The organism is Kibdelosporangium aridum, from assembly GCF_900176515.1.
Lineage (GTDB): Bacteria > Actinomycetota > Actinomycetes > Mycobacteriales > Pseudonocardiaceae > Kibdelosporangium > Kibdelosporangium aridum.
The window spans coordinates 339,706-362,941 of sequence record NZ_FWXV01000012.1; the positions used below are offsets into that span (position 1 = coordinate 339,706).

22 protein-coding genes and 1 pseudogene are annotated in these 23,236 nt (G+C 64.8%); 6 read left to right on the forward strand and 17 right to left on the reverse strand.

Features of this window, described 5'->3' with window-relative positions; all coding sequences use genetic code 11:
• Nucleotides 1-38 precede the first annotated feature (38 nt).
• Complete coding sequence (locus B9C43_RS46485) at nt 39-1,181, reverse strand: AI-2E family transporter (protein WP_235039240.1); 1,143 nt, start codon at nt 1,179-1,181, stop codon at nt 39-41.
• A 563-nt stretch (nt 1,182-1,744) separates the two neighbouring features.
• Nucleotides 1,745-2,698: an acyl-CoA desaturase gene (locus B9C43_RS46495; RefSeq protein WP_143447075.1), complete on the reverse strand. Its 954-nt coding sequence runs from the start codon at nt 2,696-2,698 to the stop codon at nt 1,745-1,747.
• 673 nt (nt 2,699-3,371) lie between these two features.
• Here B9C43_RS46495 and B9C43_RS46500 point away from each other — a divergent pair.
• Nucleotides 3,372-4,424: a tetratricopeptide repeat protein gene (locus tag B9C43_RS46500; protein WP_084433721.1), complete on the forward strand. Its 1,053-nt coding sequence runs from the start codon at nt 3,372-3,374 to the stop codon at nt 4,422-4,424.
• A 43-nt stretch (nt 4,425-4,467) separates the two neighbouring features.
• On the opposite strand, the gene B9C43_RS46505 is transcribed toward B9C43_RS46500, so the two are convergent.
• The gene (locus tag B9C43_RS46505) at nt 4,468-4,743 is read right to left on the reverse strand and encodes a hypothetical protein (RefSeq protein WP_084433722.1); all 276 of its coding nucleotides are present in this window, start codon (nt 4,741-4,743) and stop codon (nt 4,468-4,470) included.
• Nucleotides 4,744-5,437: 694 nt separating this feature from the next.
• Between B9C43_RS46505 and B9C43_RS46515 the strand changes: the two genes are divergently transcribed.
• On the forward strand, nt 5,438-5,821 hold the full coding sequence (locus B9C43_RS46515; protein ID WP_084433723.1) for a Fis family transcriptional regulator: 384 nt from the start codon (nt 5,438-5,440) through the stop codon (nt 5,819-5,821).
• A 13-nt stretch (nt 5,822-5,834) separates the two neighbouring features.
• Here B9C43_RS46515 and B9C43_RS57150 read toward each other — a convergent pair whose 3' ends face one another.
• Nucleotides 5,835-6,011, reverse strand: coding sequence for a hypothetical protein (locus B9C43_RS57150; RefSeq protein ID WP_160097196.1), 177 nt, complete (start codon nt 6,009-6,011; stop codon nt 5,835-5,837).
• Between the two features lie 590 nt (nt 6,012-6,601).
• Here B9C43_RS57150 and B9C43_RS46525 point away from each other — a divergent pair.
• The gene (locus tag B9C43_RS46525) at nt 6,602-6,985 is read left to right on the forward strand and encodes a hypothetical protein (protein ID WP_084433724.1); all 384 of its coding nucleotides are present in this window, start codon (nt 6,602-6,604) and stop codon (nt 6,983-6,985) included.
• Nucleotides 6,985-8,868 carry a caspase, EACC1-associated type gene (locus tag B9C43_RS46530; RefSeq protein ID WP_160097198.1) on the forward strand — a complete coding sequence of 628 codons (1,884 nt, stop codon included), beginning with the start codon at nt 6,985-6,987 and terminating at the stop codon, nt 8,866-8,868. Before B9C43_RS46525 ends, B9C43_RS46530 begins: the two co-directional genes overlap by 1 nt.
• Here B9C43_RS46530 and B9C43_RS46535 read toward each other — a convergent pair.
• The 10 genes and pseudogenes from B9C43_RS46535 to B9C43_RS46580 all read right to left on the reverse strand — a co-directional run bounded on the left by B9C43_RS46535 (nt 8,858) and on the right by B9C43_RS46580 (nt 17,676).
• A complete protein-coding gene (locus B9C43_RS46535) occupies nt 8,858-11,623 on the reverse strand; it encodes a golvesin C-terminal-like domain-containing protein (RefSeq protein WP_160097200.1) in 2,766 nt (921 codons plus the stop codon). The two genes, B9C43_RS46530 and B9C43_RS46535, sit on opposite strands and share 11 nt — an antisense overlap.
• A 255-nt stretch (nt 11,624-11,878) precedes the next feature.
• Nucleotides 11,879-12,082, reverse strand: a pseudogene (locus B9C43_RS46540) (IS5/IS1182 family transposase); the annotation flags it as partial.
• Between the two features lie 29 nt (nt 12,083-12,111).
• Nucleotides 12,112-13,410: a serine hydrolase domain-containing protein gene (locus tag B9C43_RS46545; RefSeq protein WP_235039241.1), complete on the reverse strand. Its 1,299-nt coding sequence runs from the start codon at nt 13,408-13,410 to the stop codon at nt 12,112-12,114.
• Between the two features lie 110 nt (nt 13,411-13,520).
• Nucleotides 13,521-14,282 carry an ABC transporter permease gene (locus B9C43_RS46550; protein ID WP_084433728.1) on the reverse strand — a complete coding sequence of 254 codons (762 nt, stop codon included), beginning with the start codon at nt 14,280-14,282 and terminating at the stop codon, nt 13,521-13,523.
• Between the two features lie 9 nt (nt 14,283-14,291).
• Entirely contained in the window at nt 14,292-15,059 is a 768-nt protein-coding gene (locus tag B9C43_RS46555; RefSeq protein ID WP_084433729.1) for an ABC transporter ATP-binding protein, read from the reverse strand.
• Nucleotides 15,056-15,433 (reverse strand): DUF1048 domain-containing protein, encoded by a 378-nt coding sequence (locus tag B9C43_RS46560; protein ID WP_200826014.1) that lies wholly within the window; start codon nt 15,431-15,433, stop codon nt 15,056-15,058. The genes B9C43_RS46555 and B9C43_RS46560 overlap by 4 nt, the downstream gene beginning before the upstream one ends.
• Before the next feature lie 55 nt (nt 15,434-15,488).
• Nucleotides 15,489-16,283 carry an alpha/beta fold hydrolase gene (locus B9C43_RS46565; RefSeq protein ID WP_084433730.1) on the reverse strand — a complete coding sequence of 265 codons (795 nt, stop codon included), beginning with the start codon at nt 16,281-16,283 and terminating at the stop codon, nt 15,489-15,491.
• A 324-nt stretch (nt 16,284-16,607) separates the two neighbouring features.
• Nucleotides 16,608-17,030, reverse strand: a complete 423-nt coding sequence (locus B9C43_RS46570) for an SHOCT-like domain-containing protein (protein WP_084433731.1) — start codon at nt 17,028-17,030, stop codon at nt 16,608-16,610.
• Nucleotides 17,031-17,041: 11 nt separating this feature from the next.
• Nucleotides 17,042-17,215 (reverse strand): hypothetical protein, encoded by a 174-nt coding sequence (locus B9C43_RS46575; protein WP_200826015.1) that lies wholly within the window; start codon nt 17,213-17,215, stop codon nt 17,042-17,044.
• Between the two features lie 83 nt (nt 17,216-17,298).
• Nucleotides 17,299-17,676, reverse strand: a complete 378-nt coding sequence (locus tag B9C43_RS46580; RefSeq protein ID WP_200826016.1) for a DUF2089 domain-containing protein — start codon at nt 17,674-17,676, stop codon at nt 17,299-17,301.
• 443 nt (nt 17,677-18,119) lie between these two features.
• On the opposite strand from B9C43_RS46580, the gene B9C43_RS46585 reads away from it, so the two are divergent.
• Nucleotides 18,120-18,338 carry a hypothetical protein gene (locus tag B9C43_RS46585; RefSeq protein WP_084433733.1) on the forward strand — a complete coding sequence of 73 codons (219 nt, stop codon included), beginning with the start codon at nt 18,120-18,122 and terminating at the stop codon, nt 18,336-18,338.
• Nucleotides 18,339-18,547: 209 nt separating this feature from the next.
• Here B9C43_RS46585 and B9C43_RS46590 read toward each other — a convergent pair whose 3' ends face one another.
• Nucleotides 18,548-20,359 carry an ABC transporter ATP-binding protein gene (locus B9C43_RS46590; RefSeq protein WP_084433734.1) on the reverse strand — a complete coding sequence of 604 codons (1,812 nt, stop codon included), beginning with the start codon at nt 20,357-20,359 and terminating at the stop codon, nt 18,548-18,550.
• A 77-nt stretch (nt 20,360-20,436) separates the two neighbouring features.
• Between B9C43_RS46590 and B9C43_RS46595 the strand changes: the two genes are divergently transcribed.
• A complete protein-coding gene (locus B9C43_RS46595) occupies nt 20,437-21,015 on the forward strand; it encodes a TetR/AcrR family transcriptional regulator (RefSeq protein WP_033390033.1) in 579 nt (192 codons plus the stop codon).
• A gap of 639 nt (nt 21,016-21,654) precedes the next feature.
• Here B9C43_RS46595 and B9C43_RS46605 read toward each other — a convergent pair.
• Together B9C43_RS46605 and sigK are read right to left on the reverse strand one after the other, a co-directional pair.
• Nucleotides 21,655-22,413, reverse strand: coding sequence for an anti-sigma factor (locus tag B9C43_RS46605; RefSeq protein ID WP_084433736.1), 759 nt, complete (start codon nt 22,411-22,413; stop codon nt 21,655-21,657).
• On the reverse strand, nt 22,410-23,003 hold the full coding sequence (gene sigK / locus B9C43_RS46610; protein ID WP_084433737.1) for an ECF RNA polymerase sigma factor SigK: 594 nt from the start codon (nt 23,001-23,003) through the stop codon (nt 22,410-22,412). The genes B9C43_RS46605 and sigK overlap by 4 nt, the downstream gene beginning before the upstream one ends.
• Between the last annotated feature and the right edge of the window lie 233 nt (nt 23,004-23,236).

Below are 23,236 nucleotides of genomic sequence, written 5' to 3' on the forward strand. Positions count from 1 at the left end.
GGCGGCTGTCTCGGTGCCTATGCCTGAACGGCACCCAATCAACCGGGTGCTTCGGATGACGTCTGGTCCAGCCGCGGGAAACACACCTCCCGCAGCACGAGCAGGATGGCAGCGGCCAGCGGAACGGCGACCAGCGCACCGATGACGCCGAGCAGGAACCCGCCGATCAGAACAGCGACCAGCGTCAGCACGACTGGGATACGCACGGTCTTGCCGATGATCTTGGGCATGAGCACGTAGTCCTCGATCAGTTGGTACACCAGCAGAAATCCGACTGTGGCGACGCAGACCGGAAGCGAGACTGTGAGGGCGACCAGTGCGACGAGCGCACCGGCGAGGAGAGCCCCAGCGATGGGTATGAGGTCGAGGACGCTCACGACGAGCGCGAGCAGCAGAGGGTACGGGATACCCATGGTTACCGCCCAGGCGAAGGTGGCTGCACCTGCGATCACAGACAGGATTACGTTGCCGAGTAGGTACGCGCCGACTTTGGCGAAGATCTCGTCGCCGATCAGAATCGCTCGTGGTCGCCGTGACGCCGGCACCAGACGAACCAAGGCGTGCCGTATCCGGGGCAGGTCCGACAGGAAATACACGGTGAGTACGAGGACCACAACGAAGCTCGCGACGATTTCCGGGATTGACCCGGCGGCCACGCCGACCACGTTGCGGATGCTCTGTTCGATGTGCAGCTGCTGATTGATCCAGCCGAGAAGGGTGCCCCGATCGCTCAGTAGATCGCGGTACCGCGCAACCTGGTCTCTCAGTTGCGCACCCTGTTCGATGAGCACACTCAGCATCGCCACGACACAACCACAGACCAGCGCAAGCAGGCCCAGCACCACAAGCCCGACCGAGACCAGTCTCGGAATCCGCCTGGCAACGCCGGCGACAATAGGGTCAAGCCCCACCGCGATGAAGAACGCCAAACCGATGAGGACAAGCACATCCGCAGCAACCACCACGAAGTATGCGGCAGCGGCCACCACCAGCACCCCGGTTGCCGCGGACATCGCGACGTAGACAGGCGAGTTCCGGTTCACCGGACGGCCCGGCTCGCCCAGCGGCTGGTCAGAGCTTCGCAGCCGCGCCGCAGCGCGCTCGGCCTCGGCGACCGGCTCGGCTGGCCGCGGCTCGGGCAGCGCCGCGCGACCGATGCGGTCTGAATCGGTCTCACTCATCGGCGTCTTCTTCGCACCACTGGCCTCATGTGTCCACAATCGAGTCCTGGCGCACGCGACGCAAATCGATGCCCCCGTTGGGATAAAGTCCCGCAAACTCCAGTGTGGACTCCTGAACGATCGGCTCGGAAGAACCCTGATGGGGCATCGCCGCGTGCAGGGCTGGCCTACCTCGGCTGGTCAGACACGCTGAACAGAAGGTCTCCGCGGTCGAGTTGGTCGGCGCGTTGCCATGCTCGGTCGGTGGTGTTCTCACCACCATGAGCGTCGACGTCCACGAATTCGGTCTAACGGTGGCGGAATCGGTCCTCGAACGCATCGACGGCGTCCCCGTCACCCCACGCTGGTCCCCCACTGCCCGCTACATCCCGCGCGGCACAACGGCGCCTCCCCGATCCAAGCATCGAGCACACGCGGGCCGCGTTGACCCGCGCGCTTTGGCACCGGTCATACCGGGTCAACCTGTGGAGCGACAGCAACGCGCGCGCCGAGTCGTGATCGGGCTGGACGGAGAGGATCCCCGCAGCAGGTGCCGCTCAACCCATCATCTGGGGTGAGCGGCGTCATGCGGTCGCCGTTCCCCTGAGTTTGCGAGCGAAGCGTTCTGCCCTTGGCCAGCGGACCTTGGTCACCCAGCCGAACCTCTCGAAGATCCAGATCACCCGGGCGGAAACGTCAATCTGGCCGCGGCCGACACCGTGGCGCGCACAGGTGGGATCGGCGTGGTGCGAGTTGTGCCATGACTCACCCATGGAAGCGATGGCCAGCGGCCAGAAGTTCGCCGACTTGTCTCTGGCGGTGTAGGGGCGGGCGCCGATCATGTGGCAGATCGAGTTCACCGACCAGGTCACGTGGTGCAGAACGGCGACACGCACGAGACTGGCCCAGAAGAACGCGGTCAGCGCGCCCCACCAGCTCCAGGTGATCAGCCCGCCGGCCAGCGCCGGTGCCAGCAACGTGACCACGGTCAGCAGCGGGAACAACCGGTCGACCCGCATGATGTCGCGGTCGGCGAGCAGGTCGGGGGCGAACCTGGCGGCGTTGGTGCGCTCGCGTTGGAACATCCACCCCATGTGGGCGTGCCAGAACCCTTTGGCCAGGGCGCCCGCCGAAGTCCCATACAGCCACGGCGAGTGCGGATCGCCTTCCCGGTCGGCGAAGGCGTGGTGGCGGCGGTGGTCGGCGACCCAGCCGATGATCGGCCCTTGCATCGCCATGCTGCCGATGGCCGCGAGCGCGATCCGCAGGGGCCGGTTGGCGGTGAACGCGCCATGGGTGAAGTACCGATGGAATCCAACTGTCACGCCGAGGCAGGTCAGGGTGTAGAAGAAGGCGGCAAGGCCGATATCGACCCAGTCGAGGCCCCACCCCCATGCGACCGGGATCGAGGCGGCCAAAGCGAGCAGCGGGATGACTGCGAACAGCTTGACCAGCATCATCTGCGTCGGGGTCTTCTCACCAGCCAGGATGTCCGCCGGGGCGGGCGGGTTGGGAGAAGTTCGGACCGCGGTAGTCATTGGAGATCGCCTCCGGGCGTTGGCACATGGGACTCAACCGCCGAAGTCTGGGGCGATCAAAGCTGATCGGGCGCGTTGTCCCGTCATCGGGTCGCGCCCCTTCATTGTAGCCCCGCCCGCGCACAGACACATGATCAAAAGTGACGGGTGTAGCGTGAGTGGCACCGAGAGCATTTCGCACGCTGGCAATTGAGCCGGCGTCGTCCTCGGCGAACCCTCACGCCGGTCGTCGGACGACCGGGGACGGGAGCACCGGCATGACGTCGGGCGCACACACCGACATCGCTCCACCGAACACAGTGGACTCACCGCACTGACGTGCGAGTGACCGGGCCGATCGCCCCGCAGGGACAGCTGTACCGGGATCAGACCGGCTCCATGTCCGTCCGGAAAGGACTCATCATCACGACCTCATCGGAAACGCGTCTTGACGGACCTGCGCAGGACCACCGACCAGCAGGCTGAACACTGACCACACTCCTCCATCGCGGGCCAACGATGGTCCATAATGGACATAACCTGTTCTGATGTACCGCCGTTCGGCTCACCAGAGACCACCTCAACGGCTGTATCATCGGCAGATGTACGGCTGGCGAGCGCACCTGCCGTACCCCGCTCCGGACCTCGGCGGCGCCCGATCAACCGTTTCGGTGTGTCAGGAGGTCCTCCCGTCATGGCCACCCCAGATTCGTCGGCTTACGAAGCCTCCACCTCAACCGGGGCACGGGACCATTACCGCGTCGGCAAGTCCGACGTCCAATGGCTGGAACAACAGACGCGGACCCTGCGTGCGACAGACCACCAGTCGGGCGGTGGAGCCTGCGTCAGCAGCCTGCTCAGACTGATCGACCAAGTTCAGCCGATGCTCAGCGCCACCAGCACGGACCTCGTCGAGGAGCAGCTGCGTGTCGCCGTGGCCGACCTGTACAACCTGGCTGGCTGGGCGTGCTTCGACATCGGCCGGGCAAGTCGGGCCCGCGTGTATTTCGCCCAGGCGCTGGCGCTGGCCGCGCACGCCCGCCACAACGGCCTGACCGCGAACGTCTTCTACCGGTTGGGCCGGATCTGCCTGCACCACAAGGATCCCGCCGAAGCCTTGCACTACTTCCAACTCGGCCTGCGCACCACGATCGGAGACGACGACCAACGTGCGGCCAGCATCCTGACGGTGAACCAGGCATGGGCGCACGCCGCTATGGGCAACGACACCGCGGCGCTCCGGCTGCTACAGGAGGGCCAGGAGCTTCTCGCCAGGGCTGAGTCGAACCAAGTGCCAGGCTGGGAGAGCTTTTTCACCCAGATCGACCTCCGAGCGACGTCAGGGGTCGTGCACACCGAATTGGCGCGCGGTGTGGCCGCACGGTATGCCCACATCGCGATCCCGGCGCTGACCGAGGCCATCGGCGGCTACGGCGATGACATGGCTCGCAGCCGGGCTTTCTGCTTCATCGCGCTGGCGACGAGTCACCTCCTGGTCGGTGACCACGCCCCAGGCGTCCACGCCGGTCTGCAAGCGTTGTCTTGCGCCGAGAACCTGACCTCGGTACGCGTACGCGACCGCATGCACCCGCTACACCAGGTGGCGCGGCGCAATTCCGCCCACACATGCGTCCGCGAGCTGACCGTGCTGCTCGCCAAGAAGATCAGTCAGACGACACAACCTCCCCTTGCCACGAAATCCCGGGACACACGCGTCCACGTTGGACTCAAGAGATGGCACGCGTAGCGTTTTGTTCACTGGGTCGTATTCCGTGTCTGACAGCTCGACCTCAGACCCGCCCGCGCCCAAACCGTCTGCGTACCAGTCCGCGAGCTCCTCTGACGTCCGGCACGCCGCTCGCCGGTGACGATCCCGCCAGGCCCTCTTCGCTCGGCGAGCGGCCATCGGCCGGATCGAGACCAAGAGCAGCAAGCAATTGCAGACAGTCAGTGGCGTCATCGGCCGCCGACGCCACCACACGAACACCAAGATAACGCTGTTTCCTGCTCAACGTGTACATGTCGTGCACCGCTGCTGTCCGTAGGTTGTCGGCACGATCCATCATCCTGACTCCAATTCCGCCGCTGCGCGAGAGACCGACGACTCAGGGTCGGCGCGCCGCGTCGGGGCGGCACCGCAGCCGGCACCAAGGCCCCTTATGCGAGCATCTACCACGAATGCGGGACCGCAGTGGACCGGAGCTGGCGAGCGGTGAAGAATTTCTTGTGACGAAGCAAGGCATCTCCAGCTTCGCGTTCCTTGAGAGTACCCCGCAGGTCAACCTTCCTGTCAGTGGTCCCGCACGCGTTCAAGAGCCCTACACGTCCGAAGTGGACGCTTTCGTGCGCAGCCGGTTGCTCCGGGCCGACCACCACCCGGGGGCGGGTCGCTCTGAGACCGAGGAGGCCGCACGGGCACTCCATCAACAATCGGAGTAGTGTGACGAGCAAGCCCCTCGTTCAGGGAGGAGGCGACCATGATCGATACGTCTGCCACCAGGCGCGTACCTTCAAATCTGGCAACTACTCCGGTATCCGCGTCACGCGCTTCGACAGTGAGACCACCGGCGCCTGACTGTCCCGTGTGGATCGATCGGCGACGGTAGCCCTGTCTTTTCCCTCGGCCCAAGATCGTGCTCCTCACCGGTGAACAAACCCGACGAGGAGACACGGAGACGGTGCCCCCGCACTCGCCCCCGATGTAGCCGGGGGCACCGGCCCACCGGCCCGATCAATCGCATACTCGGAGAGGCACAACACATGACCGGAATCCCGGAAAAGCCGAACCTGATCGACGAGCGACTGCACCTCGCCACCGGATTCCACGAGTCCGAACGCGACTGGATCGTCCGGCGTCTCGCGACGCTCGGCCCACGACTGCGTTCCTTCGATGCGGTACAAGTCGACCTGGAAATCAGTCTCAAGGAACGCGACGGCCCCGGCCAACAGGTCACGCTGGAATGCTGGATCCGCCGTAGTCCACGCCTGCACCTGGTCGCCACGTCCTACGCACATGAGCTGGCAGTGGCACTCAACGAGGTGCGCAACGGCCTGCTCCGTCAGATCGACGACGCCAAGACCCGCACTGAACCACGTAGCAACCGCGCACTGCGGCATCCCCAGACAACCGCGGAACTCCCGTGAGCAGACCGCGGTGTCATGGCCGGTCGGCCGGTTCGACGCTCAGCGCGCGCACCCGGCCGATCAGCAAATCTGCTTCGGCTTCGGTGAAAAAGCCGTGCCGGGTGGCACGCAGGATGTAGGCCACACAACTCTGGTGGACTTCGGCGACACCCTCGAACGGCTGCGCGGAGATCGGTCTGGGCTGCCCCATGAGAAGTCCCTTGATCGGCCGGCAATCACGCCGGGGTCCAGGGCAGGTGCGTGTGACACTACGCCACCGGCGCTCCCATCAGTGCACAGGCGTATCCTTGAAGTGCCGGGAGCACTTCGTGCGCAGGCAATCGAGCCGGCGCCGTCCTCGGTCTCATTCCCATCGGTCGCCAGGCGATCGGAACGGAGCACTGACGTCATGTCAGTCTCACCCACACAGTTCATTCCTCCGATCTTGACCACCGCCGTCACCCAGCCCAGCACGTCGGTCCCCGTACCGCGCGAAGCCAACGAGGACGCCAAAGATCGCTGGGAGGGCGAGGGAGGGCACATCGTCGACCAGCATGACGCGACCGGAGTTCGTCGCGAGCGCCCAGGCCCAGGCTGAAATCTGCTTATCGGATCGAACGCACGCGGGTGAACCGCGGTATCGCCACACCAGCTCCCATCAAGATCGGCCAACGTCACCGGTGACGTGCGACGATGCCTTTTCGCGCGGTACCGGCTCGGATATGTTCCGTCCGTCTGTTTTCGGCTCTATGCTTAAAGGCTTGGCTTATCAGCTGGGCCGCGCAAAGGGCAGGGTGAGGCATGGAAGAGCGGCCGGTAACGTTCGGTATCCACATCATCGTCGGGGCCGACTCCGATCCGGAGGAGATCGCGAAGGCCACTTCGCAACTTCGCCGGGAGCTTCTCGCTCTCGACGTGGAAGCGGTCGAGGTGCCGCAAGAGGGCGAAGCTCCGCCGGGTAGCAAAGGGTTGGAGCTTGCGGCGCTCGGCGCCCTTGTCGTCACCGTTGCCCGATCGCCGTTGCTCAATTCGGTCGTTGCGGCGATCCGGTCGTGGCTGGGCGCGTCGCAGCAGCGCAGTATCAAGCTTCAGATCGCGGGTGACGTTCTGGAGTTGACCGGAGTGTCATCCAAAGAGCAGCGGCGTCTGACCGATGAATGGCTACGTCGTCATGGCAGCCAGTAATGACCACAATGGACGGCGCACGCAGCGCCTTGATCATCGCCACCGACCAGTACACTGATCCGGGGTTGCGGCAGCTGCGAGCCCCAGCCAGTGACGCGCGGGCGCTCGCAGCTGTGTTGCGGGACCCCGCAATCGGCGGTTTCGATGTGCACACGCTGCTCAATGAGCCCGCCCACGAAGTGAACTTGGCCGTGGAGGAGTTCTTCGCCGACCGGCGGCCTGATGATCTGCTACTGGCGTATTTCTCCTGCCACGGAATCAAAGACGAGGACGGCGAGCTGTACTTCGCGGCCGAGAACACTCGCCTTCTCCGGCTGGGCGCTACCGCGGTCGCGGCTGACTTCGTCAACCGGCGGATGGGCCGTAGCCGTTCCCGGCGGATCGTGCTGCTGCTGGATTGTTGCTATGCGGGCGCGTTCGAGCGCGGCATGACCGCCAGGGCTGGTGCGGGAGTGGGAATCGAAACCCAGCTCGGCGGCCGCGGCCGCGCTGTGATCACCGCGTCCAGCGCGATGGAATATGCCTTTGAGGGCGACGAACTGGCAGATACCCAGGATCTCCAGCCCTCGGTGTTCACCAGTGCCCTGGTGACAGGGTTGCAGACCGGCGATGCCGACCGCGACCAGGACGGCATGGTCGCGCTGGACGAGCTGTACGACTACGTCTACGAGAAGGTTCGGGCCGCCACTCCCAACCAGACACCTGGTAAGTGGACGTTCGGCGTACAGGGAGACCTGTACGTGGCCCGCCGAGCCCGCCCGGTCACCGTGCCCGCCGCGCTGCCACACCAACTACAGGATGCGATCGACAGTCCGTTCGCCGGAGTCCGCGCGGCGGTGGTCCAGGAGCTGGTGCGCCTGTTGCAGGGAAGGCATGCCGGACTGGCACTTGCCGCCCGGCAGGCCCTCGAACGGTTCACCAGCGACGACAGTCGCACGGTGGCCAACGCGGCGGCCGAAGCGCTCGGCTCGGCCACAGCGCCGGTCTCCGCAGAACCGCCACCCACTCCCGCGGAGAAGCCGGTTGCAGCACCAGCGCCCAGCCCGGCACAGAAACTCCCGGAGATCCCCGCGGCGCCGGAGTCCTTCACCGAGGCCACCACGGCTCCCCCGGTACGGGACGACTATCCGCTTATTGCTGCCGGAGCTCTGGCAATCCTCGCCGCCGTGCTGGAATTCCTGGCCTTGTTCCCGGAGTTCGTCAGCGGTTTCCGTTTGACGGACGTGCCGAGCAACACCTTGTCCGTGGTCATCGCGACTGCTCTGGGCATCGGGGTGGGCGTCTGTCTGCTCATGCCTCGAACAAGATCGGTCGGAGCTGGTCTTCTGCTGGGTGCCGTGGCCACCGCACCCGCCGGGCCCATGTACGACATCAACTTCCTGATAACAGGGAACTACGGCGAGGCTGGCGCCGGCCTGTGGCTGGACCTGATCGCCAACGTGGCCCTGATCGTCGCGGCGACCGTAGTCGTGATCACACTGGTACGAAAGGGTTCCGTTCACATCACGCTTCGACGCACCGGCTTGGTTTCCTGGTTCATCGTGCTTCTCGGTGTCGCTGGCGCGGCAGCACTGTTCTTCGAGTCCCAGGATGCGTTCGTAGCCGCTCGGAACCAGGACTTCGTGCCCGAAGAGGACATGCTCCCCCTCATCTGGGCAAGCACGATGGCGCTCGTCCTACCCGCGATCGCAGCAACAGCACGGCCCCGCTCATTCGGCGTCGCGCTCCTCGCCGGATGGATCGGATGCGGTGTGAACGTCGTCGCCTTCAACACGGGGTTCGAGACCGGCAGCGTATTCGGCTACACGCTGCTCGCACTCCTGGTCGTGATCATTCCCTTCGCACGCGCCGCTCAGCCGCTGACCCGCGATGCTAAGCGATGATGCGCACCGCGTCCGCGATGACGTATCCGTTGGCCGCATTGGAAAGCTCGATCGTGACCGTGTCATCCAGCCAGAATGAGCCCAACGAAACCCACTGTCCACCGCGGCTTCGTTGGTCGATGCGGACAGTGGTGGACCCGTTGACAACGTACGGTGCGTTCGAGGCGCGGTTGGCGTGCTCGGTGTACCAGACGGCCACCTGATACCTCCCACTCGTGGGCACGTCCAGCCGCCAGCGAACGACCGCATCGCCTGTGCCCGCCGGAGCGGTGCGATAGGACGGTCCAAAGTGGCCGTCCACACCCTTCGCGGGATTCCACGTACCGGACACCACTTCGTACCCGGTGGCATCATCGTTGTCGGCAACAATGCCTTGGTACACAAGACGTACGGCGTCGGCGATGACGTATCCGTTGGCCGCGTTGGTGAGTTCGATCGTGGATGCGTTGGTCAACCAGTAGGTGCCCAACGTGACCCATTGCCCGCCTCGGCTGCGTTGGTCGAGGGAGACGGTAGTGGATCCGTTGGCGTGATTGACGATGAACGGCGCGTTCGAGGCACGGTTGGCATCCTCGGTGTACCAGACGGCGACCTCGTACCTCCCGATGGCGGGCACCTCCGGCCGCCAACGTGCCACCGCGTTGCCGGTTCCAGCGGGCGCGGTGCGATAGTTCGGACCGTAGTATCCGTCGACTCCAGTGGCTGAGTTCCAGTCGCCCGAGACGACCTCGAAGCCGGTTGCGTCGTTGTCCGTCACAGCACCTCGATAGCTGAGCCGGATCGCGTCAGCGATGACGGTTCCGTCAGCGGCATCCGAGAGTTCGACTGTGCCACCGCCACCACCGGCGAACGCGTGCTCGCCGAGCCGGACCCATCGTCCGCCACCGGATCGCTGATCCACCTTGACCGTCGACTGGCCCTCGGCGTGCCGGATCACGAAGGACGCGTTGGACGCTTGGCCCGCCCCAGCCCGGTACCAGACGGAAACGTCGTACACGCCATTCATGGGCACGTCCGGCCGGAACCGGACCTTGTTGCTGCCGGTACCTTGCGGGCGCGAGTGGTAGCTCTGCCCGTAGTCCGCAGTGCCGCCGTCCGTCTTGGTCCACGAGCCCGAGACAACCTCGAAGCTAGGCACGGAATCGTTGTCCGCCACCACAGTCGGCGCGTCGGCGGCACTCCCGCCTGAGGTCAGGAGCAACTGATCGGGAGCGATGACACTACCGCCACCCCGACCCGGGCCGAGAAGGGCGAACCGGATCGAGTGCTGTCCGGATGTCAGGGAAATCGTGCCGAGCCGGTAAAGCTGATAGCCCTCGCCGACCGTCAGTGTCGGGTCGATCACGCCGTGCGCCAACGCCTTCCCGTCGACACCCGCGCTGATCCGGCCCCGATCGGAGCGGCGGTGCAGCCGCACGGCAACCTCGTAGGTGCCAGCTTGTGCGACGGTGAATGGGACGTCGACGTAGGCGCCCGCGGGAGCCGGATACCGCAGGACTTTGCCGCCTCGGGCGTTGGCGTCGGACACGATCGGCGGCGCTGTGCCCGCGCTGGTGCGAGCTTCCGCAGTGGCCAGTTCGTACTCGTGCTGGGAAAGCCCAGGGCCGGTGGCGAGGCTGTCCCTGCCGCCGGTCAGCCAATCGAGATCGAACCGCGCGATGGTGATCCGTTCGGGGTAGCCCTCCAGCTTGCCGTCCCGGCCGTAGACCAACAGGATCGTGCCGTCGGACAGCCGGGCGAGGTCGGAGTAGTAGGACCGGCCTGGATTGACCACCCGGCTGTACCGGAAGCTCGCACCTTCGTCGTACGAGATCGAGACGGTCATGTTCTCCCTGGCCGAGGAATCCGGCCTGCTGAACAGCAGTCTGTTGACCGGGCCGGTGCTGTACTCGAGCATGCCCGCGTCGACCGAGGTGAACTGCCCGGTCGAGCCGTCGATCACAGGCGGCGACCACGTCTGCCCGTGATCGGTGCTGGTCGACATGATGCGGTAGCGGGTACCGCCCGCGCCCCACCGGCCGTTGACGACGACAGTTCCGTCGCTGCGTTCGTAGACACGGCTTTCGTTGATCGGATACGCGTCATTCACCGGTGCCGCGGCACTTCGGCGCCAGGTCGTGCCGTGATCGTCGCTGTACAGCATGTCGATGCCATAGTTGCGATCCGGATCAGGAGCGCGGTGGTTGACCGGCATCAGCAGCCTGCCGTTGCGCAGCTGAATTCCGTGGCCAGGCATCGGGCTGTTGCGCGTCCAGCCGTGCGGGTTCGACGCGAACAAGCCGGTCAGCTCCTGCGGGGCTGACCAGGTCGCCCCGGCATCGTCGCTCCGCTTGACGAAAATGGTTCCGCTGGAGCCCTTGTAGAACAGGCAAACCCGGCCGGTTTGGGTATCCACCACAGGGGTTGCGTTGCCCCAGCTTTGCGTATCGTCGGCCGGAACCACGGGCACGCTCGCCGACCACGTACGTCCGCCGTCCACACTGCGACGGAAAAGCAGATCCTTCGGCCCACCGTCCTCGACCTTGAACCGTCCCTCGGTGAACGTCAGCACGACGTCGTCGGGCAAGGCCTGCCCATCCCCCGCGGGTGGCACGATCCCCTTGGGAACGACCGCCAGTCCCTGCACATGCATGCTGGCGTACGCATCGGCGTCCGTGGAGTCCCATAACTCGGACTCGGCGAACGAGCCGGTATCCGCGGCCTCGGCTTCTCCCAGCGCCGTCAGTGCCAACGGGGCAACCAGGCTGACTGTCAATACTCTCAGCAGATTTCTTCGTGAACTCCCGTGAAACACCCAGCGCCCCTTCTCGAACGAATCTGCTGGCATCATGCCACCAACGACCCGACGGCAAGAAGATCGCCAAGCCGAACCCGGTTTGTCCGTAGGGTATTGCCATATCGAAATCGCTCGAGCCGACCGCCGGGCGGACCGTCTCAATGAGACAGTCCGGACTCGCCGCACGGGTCAATCAGTGCGGTGACCCGTTCGGCTGGTTTGAGGCCGAATGTGGATACGCCAGGTCTTGAGTTGGGCGTTGGCGCGTTCGCCGGGTCCACGCAGCCGCGCACGGGCGTGGTTGGCGTCCTTCTGGGACTCGGGTTTGTTGCGGCCCTTATCCGGGGTGATCACGTGTTGGCCGGTCTCGTCGTATCCGAGGTAGCCCTTGTCGCCCAAGGCGATCAGCCCGGCGTCGCGGAGCGCGGCGAGGATGTTCCTGAGGGTCCCTCACGCGACGGCTCTCGTCATCCGAGGCAGGATCGGACGGCCTTGGCCAGGTTGTCCGCCCGCCGGTCGTCGGGCCGGAGGTTCCAGAGGTTGGTGACGTAGCCGAAGCCGACACCGGCGTCGGGGTCCGCGAAGCCGATCGATCCGCCGGAACCTGGGTGGCCGAACGATCCCGGTCCGACCCCCATCGGCACCGCCCGACTGGCTCGGAAGAACCCGAGTGACATGTTGAAGGTGCGGTCAGCCGGGAGGTTCAGCCCTGGTGGCAGCCCGTGCATCCGCGTCTTGTCGGTCTGCACGGCCGTCGCCCTCTTGACCGTTGCCGGATTGAGCAGCCGTATCCCGTCGACGTGGCTCACCGTGGCGGCATACATCCGTGCCAACGATCGCGCGTCGGAGAGCATGTTCGCGGCCGGGAACTCCGCCGCGCGCCAGGCACGCGTAATGTAAATATCGGGGTTGGTCAAGGCGCCGCCGAGTTCGCCGGCGCGGGCCAGGACAGAGCCCGGACTGTACAAGGATTTGACCCATGCGGTGACCGTGTCCGCGTCCAGCCCGGTCAGCTTGATCAACGCAGCGATCAACTCCTCCAGGGACAACGGCGCGGTGAACTCGACCCGGGCTACCCGGTGTTCTTCTTTCTCCGGCAGCCCGATCCAGGCGCTCAGCCGGAGAGGACGAGCGACTTCGTCGGCGAAGAACGTGCCGAGTGACTTGCCGGTGATCCGACGCACGACCTCCCCGACCAGAAACCCGTAGGTGACGGCGTGGTAGATGTGCTCAGTGCCCGGCTGCCACAGTGGTTTCTGCGCCTCGAGTGCACGGATGACCGGGTGCCAGGCGCACGCCTGCTCGAAGGTCAACGGTCCGTCGACGATCGGCAGACCGGCCTGGTGGGACAGCAGCCAGCGCACCTTGATGTTTTCCTTGCCGTTGGCACCGAATTCCGGCCAGTACTTGACTACCGGGGCGTCCAGATCCAGCTGACCGCGCTGTGCCAGGATATGGGCGCAGATCGCGGTCGCGCCTTTCGTCGTGGATGCGACTCGGACGATGGTGTTCTTGCGCCACGGTCGGTTCGCCGCGCGATTGGCGAGGCCGTCCCACAGGTTGACCACAGGGCGGCCGCCCACGTAGACGCTGCATGCCGCGCCGATCTCGCCGGGGTTTCCGTTGAAGTTCGCGCGGAACGCGTCGGCGACTTTTCCCCAGCCGTGCTCGACACCGCGCTCGGCATCGTCACCACCGCTCGCAGAGGCGGTGCCGTAGCCGGCAAGGCCAGCGAGCGCGCCGGCACCCAGCACGCCCGTTAACACGGTCCGACGGCCAACGTGTCCCTGTTCGGGCGTCCCGCTTGTCGCGTCTACCATGCTGTAATCCCCTTTCTAGATCTGAGAATTCAGGAAACGACCTCGGGCCACGGTCACTAGGAGATCTTGCGGCGGTAAGCGGCCGTGGCGAAGACATACGCGACGACGAGAATGCCGCCGCACCAAGCAAGTGCGATCCAGATGTCAGTGCCGATGGGTTGCTCTGCCAACAGGTCGCGGACCGTGTTGACGATCGAGGTCACCGGCTGGTTCTCGGCGAAGGCGCGCACCGGGCCCGGCATCGTCCCCGTGGGCACGAATGCCGAACTGAGGAACGGCAGGAAGATCAGTGGGTAGGAGAACGCGCTGGCACCTTCAACCGATTTCGCGGAAAGGCCGGCGAGGACAGCGATCCACGTCAACGCCAGGGTGAACAGGATCAGGCTGCCGGTGACCGCGAGCCAGGCCAGCACTCCCGCGCTCGAACGAAAGCCGATGAGCACAGCGACGCCCACGACGATCACGAGCGAGATCAGATTGGCGACCAGCGAGGTCAGCACGTGCGCCCACAGCACACCTGACCGGGCGATCGGCAGGGACTGGAATCGCTCGAAGATACCGCCTTTCATGTCGTTGAACAGCCGGAACCCGGTGTACGAGATGCCGGACGCGATCGTGATGAGCAGGATGCCGGGCAGCATGTAGTTCACATACGATTCCGACCCGGTGTCGATCGCACCACCGAACACGTACACGAACATCAGCATCATGGCGATCGGCATGATCGCCGTGGTGATGATGGTGTCCGGGCTGCGCGTGATGTGCTTCAGGGACCGTCCCAACAGGACAGCGGTGTCACCGAAGAAGTGCTTGTTCATCGTCGTTCCTCACGTGCCTGCGTTGGAGTCGTCACCGACGACGGCAAAGAAGATCTCCTCAAGGGTCGGCTGCTTCTCGACGTATTCGACCTTGGCCGGCGGGAGCAACTGCTTGAGCTCGTCCAGGGTGCCGTTCACGATGATCCGTCCCTTGTGGAGGATCGCGATCCGGTCGGCGAGCTGTTCGGCCTCGTTCAGGTACTGCGTCGTGAGCAACACCGTCGTCCCCTGCCTGGCAAGTTCCTTGACGCTGTTCCACACCTCGATGCGCGCCTGGGGGTCGAGCCCGGTCGTCGGCTCGTCGAGAAAGATGACCGGCGGATTCCCAATCAGACTCATCGCAATGTCCAGGCGGCGACGCATACCTCCCGAATACGTCGCCACCCTCCGCGCGGCCGCGTCGGTCAGCGAGAAACGCCTCAGCAGATCATCCGCGATCCGGCCCGGATTACTGAGGTGCCGCAGCCGCGCGACGAGCACGAGGTTCTCCCGACCACTGAGGATGTCGTCGACCGCCGCGAACTGTCCGGTAAGGCTGATGGACTCTCGCACGTTCGCCGGATGCGTTGCGACGTCGAAACGGTTGACGCTGACCGATCCCGCATCCGGCTTGAGCAGCGTGGACAGGATTCTCACGGCTGTGGTTTTGCCGGCCCCATTGGAGCCGAGCAGGGCGAAGATGCTGCCCCGCGCCACATCGAAGTCCACGCCACGCAGCACATGCAGGTCCTTGTACGACTTCTCCAGATCCCGTACACGGATCGCCGGTTCGGTCATGGGGTACTCACTTCCCCGGCGCGCGCGATGGCGTCGACCAGCTGCTTGCGTGCACGGGCGGGGACGTAGCCACCCTCCGAGTAGTTCTGGACGAACGCGTCGACGAACTCCACCGGGTTCTCTCCGACGATCTCGCGGATCGGGGTTCCGTCCGCCGCGGCCTGTTCGAACACCTCGGCGAGGTGTTCGAACCTCGACGCATCGCTGTCGCTTTCGGCTGGGACCCAGTGCATCATGTAGCGCTCGATCGCCTCGACCGCCGTGCGATAGTTCGGCGGAAGTCCTTTCACGCGTGCCTTGTATTGCCGCCACCGTCGCTTAGGGCCGATCATCTTGGCGATGAGGCCGACCTTTCCGGTGTCAGAAATGGTCATCTCGGTCTCCTTTGTGGAGCTGTTCGAGCAGTTCTGTGAGGATGGATCCGACAGCTCAACCGACCGTGCGGCCGTGGGCAGCCAAGAGCTCGCGTACGGCCTGAGCGACGGCGGGCGAGTCGTTGCGCAAGATCTTGCTGTGGTTGCTCGCGACCTTCGCGCTCACCTTGATGTTCGGGTTGCGGGCGAGAATCGGATCGAGCACGGTCCGCCCCTGTTCCATTTCCCCGTTCTTGGTTCCGAGACTGTCCCCCGTGGCCATGACGAACCACACCGGGCAGGTCAGGCGTTCGATGACGGGCACACTCGCGGCGGCGATCTCGTTGGCCTCGATGTTGAACTCGGCGTGCTGGTCAGCGGTCATCCGCGCGGCCAGGCCGAACCGGGCAAGGATCGGGAACAACAACCGCAATCGGCGGAACATCTTCCGGATGTGCTCCTGGCCTGCCTCATCGGTCACGCCGACCGGGAAGGCGTCCACGATCACCGCCCCAAGGACGTGGTCTGGGTTCCGGTCGGCCCAGTGCCAGGCCAGGATGCCGCCGAGGGACCAGCCGACCAGCACCGGACGGTCCACGCCTCTTGTCTTGAGCACGGCGTCCAAATCTCGCAGGCACGCCTCGAACGAATAGTCCGCCGAGCGCTTCGACTTGCCGCGAGCGCGCTCGTCGTAGGTGATGTGCCGATAGTCGCTGCCAAGCTCGGCGATGACGCGCCGCCAGTGCGATTGGTCGGCATAGGCGCCGTTGAGGTAAACCACGGGCGGGCCGCTGCCGCCGGTGTCGGTCACGTACAGCGCGGTGTCATCGACCGGCAGCATGCCGGTCCACGCGGATTGCTTGACGGTCATGGGTTTCTGTCCTCCAAGCCACAAATGGATCAGGAGCGATGGGTGCGTCCACGCCGGTGCCTTTCACTGCCCCGGGACCGCATCGCTGAACTGACCACGGCAGCCACGATCGCCCGTTGTCCTGACACGGGGCAGTCACCGTGCTGACATGGCCGTTGCGAACGCTTGAGTAGGAAGGACCACGTTGTCGGAGTGGTCCCTGCGCAGCGCGCCGATGTGCGGCTAGAGTTCAGGTTGCGGTTCAACCGTGCTCTGCCTTGGCGGGCGCGGCCTCGGGAGGGTGTTCCAGCACCCTCTCGAGGATCCGTCCAACTCTGACGGCACCTACTCGCAGAAGACGCGCACTGTGGTGTCGGTCTGGTCGACGTCGAGGGTCAGGTCGTCGAGGTGGTTCACGAGCTCCTCGAGCTGCTCGGGTTTGAGCTGCCCCAGGTCGAACGGCACGCCCGCCTTGGTCAGTTCGGTGTTGACCTTCTCCACCGCCACCGGCGGGATCAGCGCAGCCAGCTTCACGCCGGCACGCAGCAGTTGCAGCGGCACCCGGATGTTGACCTTCGTCCGCTCACCGTCCTCCAAGGTGTCCACCATGAACCGCAGGTACTTGGCCTTTCCTTTCGGCCGGACCTCAGTACTTGACGCCGCCGTCGGCTGGTCGCGTTCGAGCGCGGTGATCAGCCGCTCCGCCTCGTCCACGGTGATCTTGCCCTCGGCCAGCATGTCCAGGACACCCTTGCGCTCTTCGTTCATCGAAACCCCTCCTATCGGATAGAAACCAGCAAAGCCATACCGCCTTGCTCGACGTCGAACCGGGTGCCGGGCAACGCCCAGAAAATGCGCCACCCCGTGCCGAACGCCCGCACTGCGCTGACCTGGTACATGAGACAGGCCACGACCACCCCGACGGCCACCAGGACCAGGATCGGTGAGAGCACGAGAACGACGGGAAGTACAGGGATCCAGACTCGTATGGTGCGACGACCCGGTCGTCGGACTCGCACGGTCACCAGCTGCGGCATCATGTTCGACCCTCCAGTTCGGACACTGCCTCCTGCGCGGTGATCTCGCCACGGCGCAACCGATCGATGACATCAGCCCGCGACGGAGCCGGATCGGTCTCGACGAACTCGAGCATCTGCGTGATCCGGTTCAGCCGTGACTTGATCGTCGGGTAGCTCACCCCGAAGATCCGCTCCATCTCCTTGATGGACCCGTGACACCGCACGAACGCCGTGACGAAGACCTGGTCCTCGACGGCGAGCTGAGCGAGTTGCGGCAGCTCGAACTCGCCCTCGATCGCGACGCCGTTGCCGGTCAGACGCACCCGCTCGACGACGAAGGGCTGCCCCCGGGTCAGGTTCGTGAGTTCCTGCCAGTCCATCGCCCCATCTGCCATATCTCAAGTTGTACCCGGCTCGGGATTAACTTTCAATAAGTTGATCTTAACTTTTTGAACCAACGCCTCACTTGGCTTCGCGCTGTCAACCACCCGTCACGGCCAGTCGGCGACGTTGCGCTGGGGTCAGAAAGCGGGGTACACCAGGTTGATCTCCGGCTTCCCCACCAAACTCGCTGCCGAGGCCTGCGTAGCGCGCCTCAACCACCGCGTCCACACCGATCGGCCCACCACAGGACCGGCCAAGGTCACTCTCGGCGAATGGGTCGCCACCTGGTTCACCGCACTGGACATCGACCCACGCACCCGGCACCCTGCACGAAAGCGGCCACAGCCGCTGGCTCGGCGCACCCAAAACCGCGTCCTCCGCTCGGGTCATCACCCTGCCACCGTTCCTGATCGGGCTGCTCCGCCAGCATCTCCAGCAGCACAACAACGAGTTCGTGTTCACCACCCAGAGCGGAAAGTGGTTGTGGCGCAGCACCTTCATCCGCCGCGTGCTGCGGCCCGCGGTCAACGGCAACGAAACCGAGCCACTGCTCCAGAACCACAAGCAGGGTCACCACAACACGATCGAAAGGAGATCAACCACCAAATACAAAGACCCGCCTGACCAGCAACAACAGCTAGTTCAGACGGGTTTCGAAGGGGAGTGGACCTAACGTCACAGTATAAGAACCCCGAAGTCACAGCTCGACTCGCCGTATCCGAAGCGGACAGGCGGCCCAACCGCTCAAAGCAGAAGTCCCCGCCCACAGCAGGAGTATGTGCCAGGCGCGGTGACGGCAGTTCCAAAGTCACATCGCGGAAGATGTTGATGGACAAGCTTCCGGAAGGGTTCTCCGCTGCCGCAACAGCATCATGCCCCTGCTCAGGAGTTGACCAGCGATTGGCCAGTTGGTCCCGCAGTTGCGATCCGTAGCGCGGCGACGAGTTCGCGGTAGAGCTCGTCGGTTTCGAGCAAGGCGTCGTGGGTGCCAATGGCGCGGACGCGGCCGGCGTCGAGAACGATGATCTGGTCCGCGTCCATCACGGTGGAAAGCCGATGGGCGATGGTGACGACCGCGCCCCGTCCCGCTTGGCGTCGGATGCCTTGTGCGACCGCCGCTTCGGTGAGCCCGTCCAGTTGGGCGGTGACCTCGTCGAGGAGAAGGATCTCGGGATCGGCCACCAGTGCCCGAGCGAGCGCGATACGTTGTCGCTCCCCACCTGACAATGTTGATGCGGTGATGTCGGTGTTCAGCCCGTCCGGCAGAGCGCGGGCGCGCTCGTCCATGCGCACGACTTCGAGTGCCCGCCATATGTCGGCATCGTCGGCGTCTGGCGCCGCATAGGTCAGATTCTCGTACAGGGTCCCGGGAACCAGCGGAGTGTCCTGTTCCACGTAGGCGATGCGGCTGCGCAGGTCGTCGAGCGTCCACTGGCTCAACGGCCGTCCGTCGAGATGGATCTCCCCGTGTTCGGGCCGGAGAAACTTCAGCAGCAGCGAGAAGACGGTGGTCTTCCCGGCACCAGAGGGACCGACGATCGCGGTGTGTCCCCGCCGCGGGATGGTGATCGAGACGTCATCCAGCGCCGGTCGCGCGTCCGGGGTGTAGCGGAACCGGATCTCATGCAGGACAAGGGCATTGGAATCGGCCGGCCTCGTCTCGGTTGGAGGGCTGGCGACGTCGTCGGCTTCCAGTGGGATGGCGTGGATCTCGGCGATCCGGGCGGCTGCGGCGAGCCCGGACTGGATCGCCGTCATGCTCATCGTCAGCAGCATCACCGGCATGACGAGCTGGAACGCGTACAGCAGGAACGCGATCAGAGCGGTCACTTCGAGCGCACCGGTGGAGACGCGCCAAGCACCGAACCCGAGAACGAGCATGATCGCGAGATTGGCGCCGCCGCCAGTGATGGTCCAGGCAACGGCCTCGATCTTCACCGCGCGGATGCCCTTCTGAGTGGAGCGGCGGGCGAAGTCACCGATCCGCTGGGCCTCGCGGGCTTCGGCGCGGCTGGCCTTGACGGTGCGCAATGCGCGCAGCACACCCTCGAGTCGGCCACCCATCGACCCGACCTCAGCTTGTGCGTCTTGCTGCGCTTTGGACAGTCCGGGCATCAGGAACACTGCCGCGGCACCGACGATGACGATCACCACGATCATCGTCATCAACAAGGGAAGATCGAGCACACCCATCAGGACCAGTGCGCCGATCAGTCCGACGAACCCGTTGACACCGTTGACAATGCTCGAGGTGGTCGCCTCACGGATCAGCAGGGTGTCCGACGTGACCCGGGCGACCATCTCGCCGCTCGGCCGGTGCGACAACTCGGGGACACGCACACCCAGCAGGTGACGGATCATGCCGGTGCGGGTGGCAAGGATGATCCGTTCGGCCAGTGTGCCCAGCATGATCGCCTGGATCAGCCCGATGACGGTACCCGCGACCAGCAGCACCGCCAGCACGGTGATCGGCCCGCGTAGTGAGGCGTCCACGGCCAGCCCGTCGAGGACTTCCTTCGTGACCAGCGGCGTGACCAGCTCGGCAGCCGTGCCGAGTAAGCCCAGGACGACACCCAACAACAACATCACCCGGTGCGGCTTGGCGTAAGACCACAGCAGCGCCATCTTCCCGCGCATCGGCATGTCCGGCGTGGCACCCGGGTCGGGAGTGGTGGTCGGCAATGCGTACGTCATAGACCGATAATGACACATCGATGTCCTATTTTGCTATCGCGATGTGTCAAAGCGCAGTGCGTCAGTAATATAAGGACGTGACGAGCGGTGATGAGCCCACCACGGGAGTGCGGCAGCGCACGCGCCGAGCAGTTCTCGACGCAGCCCTTTCGCTGTGGTCCCGTGACTTCTCGGCGTCGCTGGGCGACATCGCCGACCGCGCCCAGGTCAGCCGGAGCACCCTGCATCGGTACTTTCCCGATCGTCAGGCTCTGGTCGACGCCGCCCTCGTCGATGCCACCGAAACCATCGAGCGAGTGTCGGAGAAAGCGACGGCCAGCTGCACCACGGCCGCTGAAGAGCTCGACGCGTTGATGCGGGCCATGATCGACGTCGGCGACCTGATCCTCTTCTTGTTCAGCGACGCCCACCGGTTCAAGGACAATCCATACTGGACCAGTAACGAGGATCAGGACGAGCAGGAACTGGCCACCCTCATCACCCGCGCCCAGCAGCAGGGTGCGCTCGCTGCCGACGTCGCCCCGTCATGGGCAGCCGGATGTTTCTACGCACTCGTATTCGCCGCCGCCGAATCGATCAGCGCCGGCACACTGCCCCGCCATCTCGCAGCCGACCTGGCGGTGCGTACCTTCCTGCACGGCCTGGCCAGCCACTGACACGCCGAGGCCGGTCCGAGACGGTCACGAGTTTCTTCTGCGCCAGCAGAGTCTTCCTGATCGCCCGCGGTGATCGCGGCGGAGCGCGCGTCGACCGGCCTCGTCTTCCAGCCGCTCCACGTGATCGCGCATCTCACCCTTGGCTGGCACCTCAACTACATCCGTTCTCGCAATGGGCCGCAACACGTTGAGTCTTACTCTGTCCGGCCGCCGTGTCGCGGACGGCGACTTGACCACCCGTGGAGGTGGTGTGTGTCAGGCGGCGCGACAGTGCACTTGAAGGCCGGCGTAACGGAAGTCATGCTATCCAACGAGAGTCGCACACCCGTGGCGGTCGGCACACTGACACAGGTGAGAGACACCGCAGCCGACCGGTACTCGGCCCGAGTCGAAGCCGAGACAGCGCAACTCGCCGGTGGAGCGGCCACGCCGCTGTGATGTCCACTATAGACATTCGGCGTTTGATGACTTGTCTGACACATCGCCAAGGGGACACTCGGGGGCGAACGAGAATTCTCGAGTGTCAACTTGGTAGTCATGACGTCTGGCAACGTCCTGCTCCCAACACCACCCGAACGGGCGCCTGATCCTGAAACAATCGTGTGACCCTATTTCGCGACTTTTGGATTCGTGCTCCAGTTACGAGCGTGCGGGGACGGTCAGGACTACGCTGCCTGTGGGAGTCGCTGATCCTTCGCGCGGTTCGACAGTCAGAGCGAGAAATGTTGCGTTGTGTGCGGCAGCAACATCAGTAGCCAGTAGCGTGCCGTGTGAGTTGAGCAGACCGGCCGAGGTCTTCTTCCCTTCTTGGTTGACGAACCAGGCTTGGAAAGACTGTGTGGGCGGCAACTCCGGCAACCCGCGGGCCATGAGCAACATTCCGTTGGCCTGCCGGGAGATCACCATCGTCACGGCACGGCCGTCGGGTTCAGTTTGTTGGGAGATCTCGGCGTCTGTGGCACCGAGAACGGCTTTGATGTCATCGAGTTGGCTCTGGCTGACAGCTAACTGGCGTTCCAGTTCGTTTGCCCGGTTATTGAGCGGGATTCCGAGGGCAACGGCGGCGAGCACAGCGGCCGCTGCCGCGGTGACGGCGATGCGAGTGGGCCACAGCCCACGTTGCCGGCGCGCCGGATGCGAGGCGGGGGTTACGTCCGCCGATGGTGGTAGCTGGCGTGTGACACCAATGGCTGCGTACACCTTCTGCCACAAAGCGGGCGGCACGGGCGTGAGCGTGGCGACGGCGAGGCGGGTGGTTGTCTCGCCTAGTTCGGCCACTTCCTGGGAACAGGCCGGGCAGCCGGACATGTGGTGTTCGAACGCTCTTCGTTCGGTATCGGACAGGGCGTCAAGAACGTAGGCCCCGGTGAGCGTGTGCGCTTCGTGGGTGACGGTCATGTGCTGGCTCCTAGACAGTCGCGGAGGCGGATGAGACCGTCCCGTAGCCGGGTTTTTATGGTCCCGAGTGGACAGTCGAGGAGTTGGGAGACCTCTCGGTAGGTGTAGCCGTGGTAGTAGGCGAGTCGTACGGACTCACGTTGTACTTCGGTGAGGCTGTCCAGGCAGCGCCGTAGTTGTTGGCGCTCCAGCTTGCCCATGACGGCTTCGCTCACCTGGTCGAACTCGCGGGTGATGTCTGCTTGGGCAGCCTTGGCGTCCCGGTCGCCGCTGGCTTGGGCGGCACGTACCCGGTCCACCGCTCTTCGATGGGCGATCATCAATGCCCATGAGCGCACGCTGCCCAATTCGGTGCTGTAACGGGTCGCCGTGCGCCACAGTTCAAGGAACACTTCTTGGGCTACTTCCTCGGATTGCGCAGGGTCGCGCAAGACACGCTGGATGAGACCGAAGACAGGGCTGGAGAGGTGGCGGTAGAACTGTTCGAAAGCGTGGTCGTCACCGTGGGCCACTCGGGGCAGAAGCTCCTCCAGGCTTACGGGGGCGTGCGTGTCGTGCTGCGACATCGTTCGCTGCATGCGTTCCCGCATCACCACTCCTTGCCAGGTCGGTCTACAGTGCATTCGTCACCGGAGCCCTTGTCGGATTGCTTCTGCGAGGGCGTTTCTAGTCGTGTGGGTTGGGCTGGGCGAGGTGCGCCGATCCCGCTCTGGAGGGCACGCATTGAGCCAGCCTCTTCTTCCGTGTGACCGCGCCGAGCCATGGCGGCTACGCCAGGAAGCGGTTGTCACCTCGTTCTGCGAGATGACAACCGCTTCCGGTT

Bases quoted from the DNA above. Each gene is read 5' to 3' on its own strand.
- B9C43_RS46580 (WP_200826016.1), bottom strand. From the start codon at position 17,676: ATGGCAGATGGGGCGATGGACTGGCAGGAACTCACGAACCTGACCCGG.
- B9C43_RS46525 (WP_084433724.1), top strand. From the start codon at position 6,602: ATGGAAGAGCGGCCGGTAACGTTCGGTATCCACATCATCGTCGGGGCC.
- B9C43_RS46565 (WP_084433730.1), bottom strand. From the start codon at position 16,283: ATGACCGTCAAGCAATCCGCGTGGACCGGCATGCTGCCGGTCGATGAC.
- B9C43_RS46530 (WP_160097198.1), top strand. From the start codon at position 6,985: ATGACCACAATGGACGGCGCACGCAGCGCCTTGATCATCGCCACCGAC.
- B9C43_RS46485 (WP_235039240.1), bottom strand. From the start codon at position 1,181: ATGAGTGAGACCGATTCAGACCGCATCGGTCGCGCGGCGCTGCCCGAG.
- B9C43_RS46515 (WP_084433723.1), top strand. From the start codon at position 5,438: ATGACCGGAATCCCGGAAAAGCCGAACCTGATCGACGAGCGACTGCAC.
- B9C43_RS46555 (WP_084433729.1), bottom strand. From the start codon at position 15,059: ATGACCGAACCGGCGATCCGTGTACGGGATCTGGAGAAGTCGTACAAG.
- B9C43_RS57150 (WP_160097196.1), bottom strand. From the start codon at position 6,011: ATGGGGCAGCCCAGACCGATCTCCGCGCAGCCGTTCGAGGGTGTCGCC.
- B9C43_RS46495 (WP_143447075.1), bottom strand. From the start codon at position 2,698: ATGACTACCGCGGTCCGAACTTCTCCCAACCCGCCCGCCCCGGCGGAC.
- B9C43_RS46500 (WP_084433721.1), top strand. From the start codon at position 3,372: ATGGCCACCCCAGATTCGTCGGCTTACGAAGCCTCCACCTCAACCGGG.
- B9C43_RS46505 (WP_084433722.1), bottom strand. From the start codon at position 4,743: ATGATGGATCGTGCCGACAACCTACGGACAGCAGCGGTGCACGACATG.
- B9C43_RS46570 (WP_084433731.1), bottom strand. From the start codon at position 17,030: ATGAACGAAGAGCGCAAGGGTGTCCTGGACATGCTGGCCGAGGGCAAG.
- B9C43_RS46605 (WP_084433736.1), bottom strand. From the start codon at position 22,413: ATGACCGTCACCCACGAAGCGCACACGCTCACCGGGGCCTACGTTCTT.
- B9C43_RS46550 (WP_084433728.1), bottom strand. From the start codon at position 14,282: ATGAACAAGCACTTCTTCGGTGACACCGCTGTCCTGTTGGGACGGTCC.
- B9C43_RS46560 (WP_200826014.1), bottom strand. From the start codon at position 15,433: ATGACCATTTCTGACACCGGAAAGGTCGGCCTCATCGCCAAGATGATC.
- B9C43_RS46590 (WP_084433734.1), bottom strand. From the start codon at position 20,359: ATGACGTACGCATTGCCGACCACCACTCCCGACCCGGGTGCCACGCCG.
- sigK (WP_084433737.1), bottom strand. From the start codon at position 23,003: ATGCGGGAACGCATGCAGCGAACGATGTCGCAGCACGACACGCACGCC.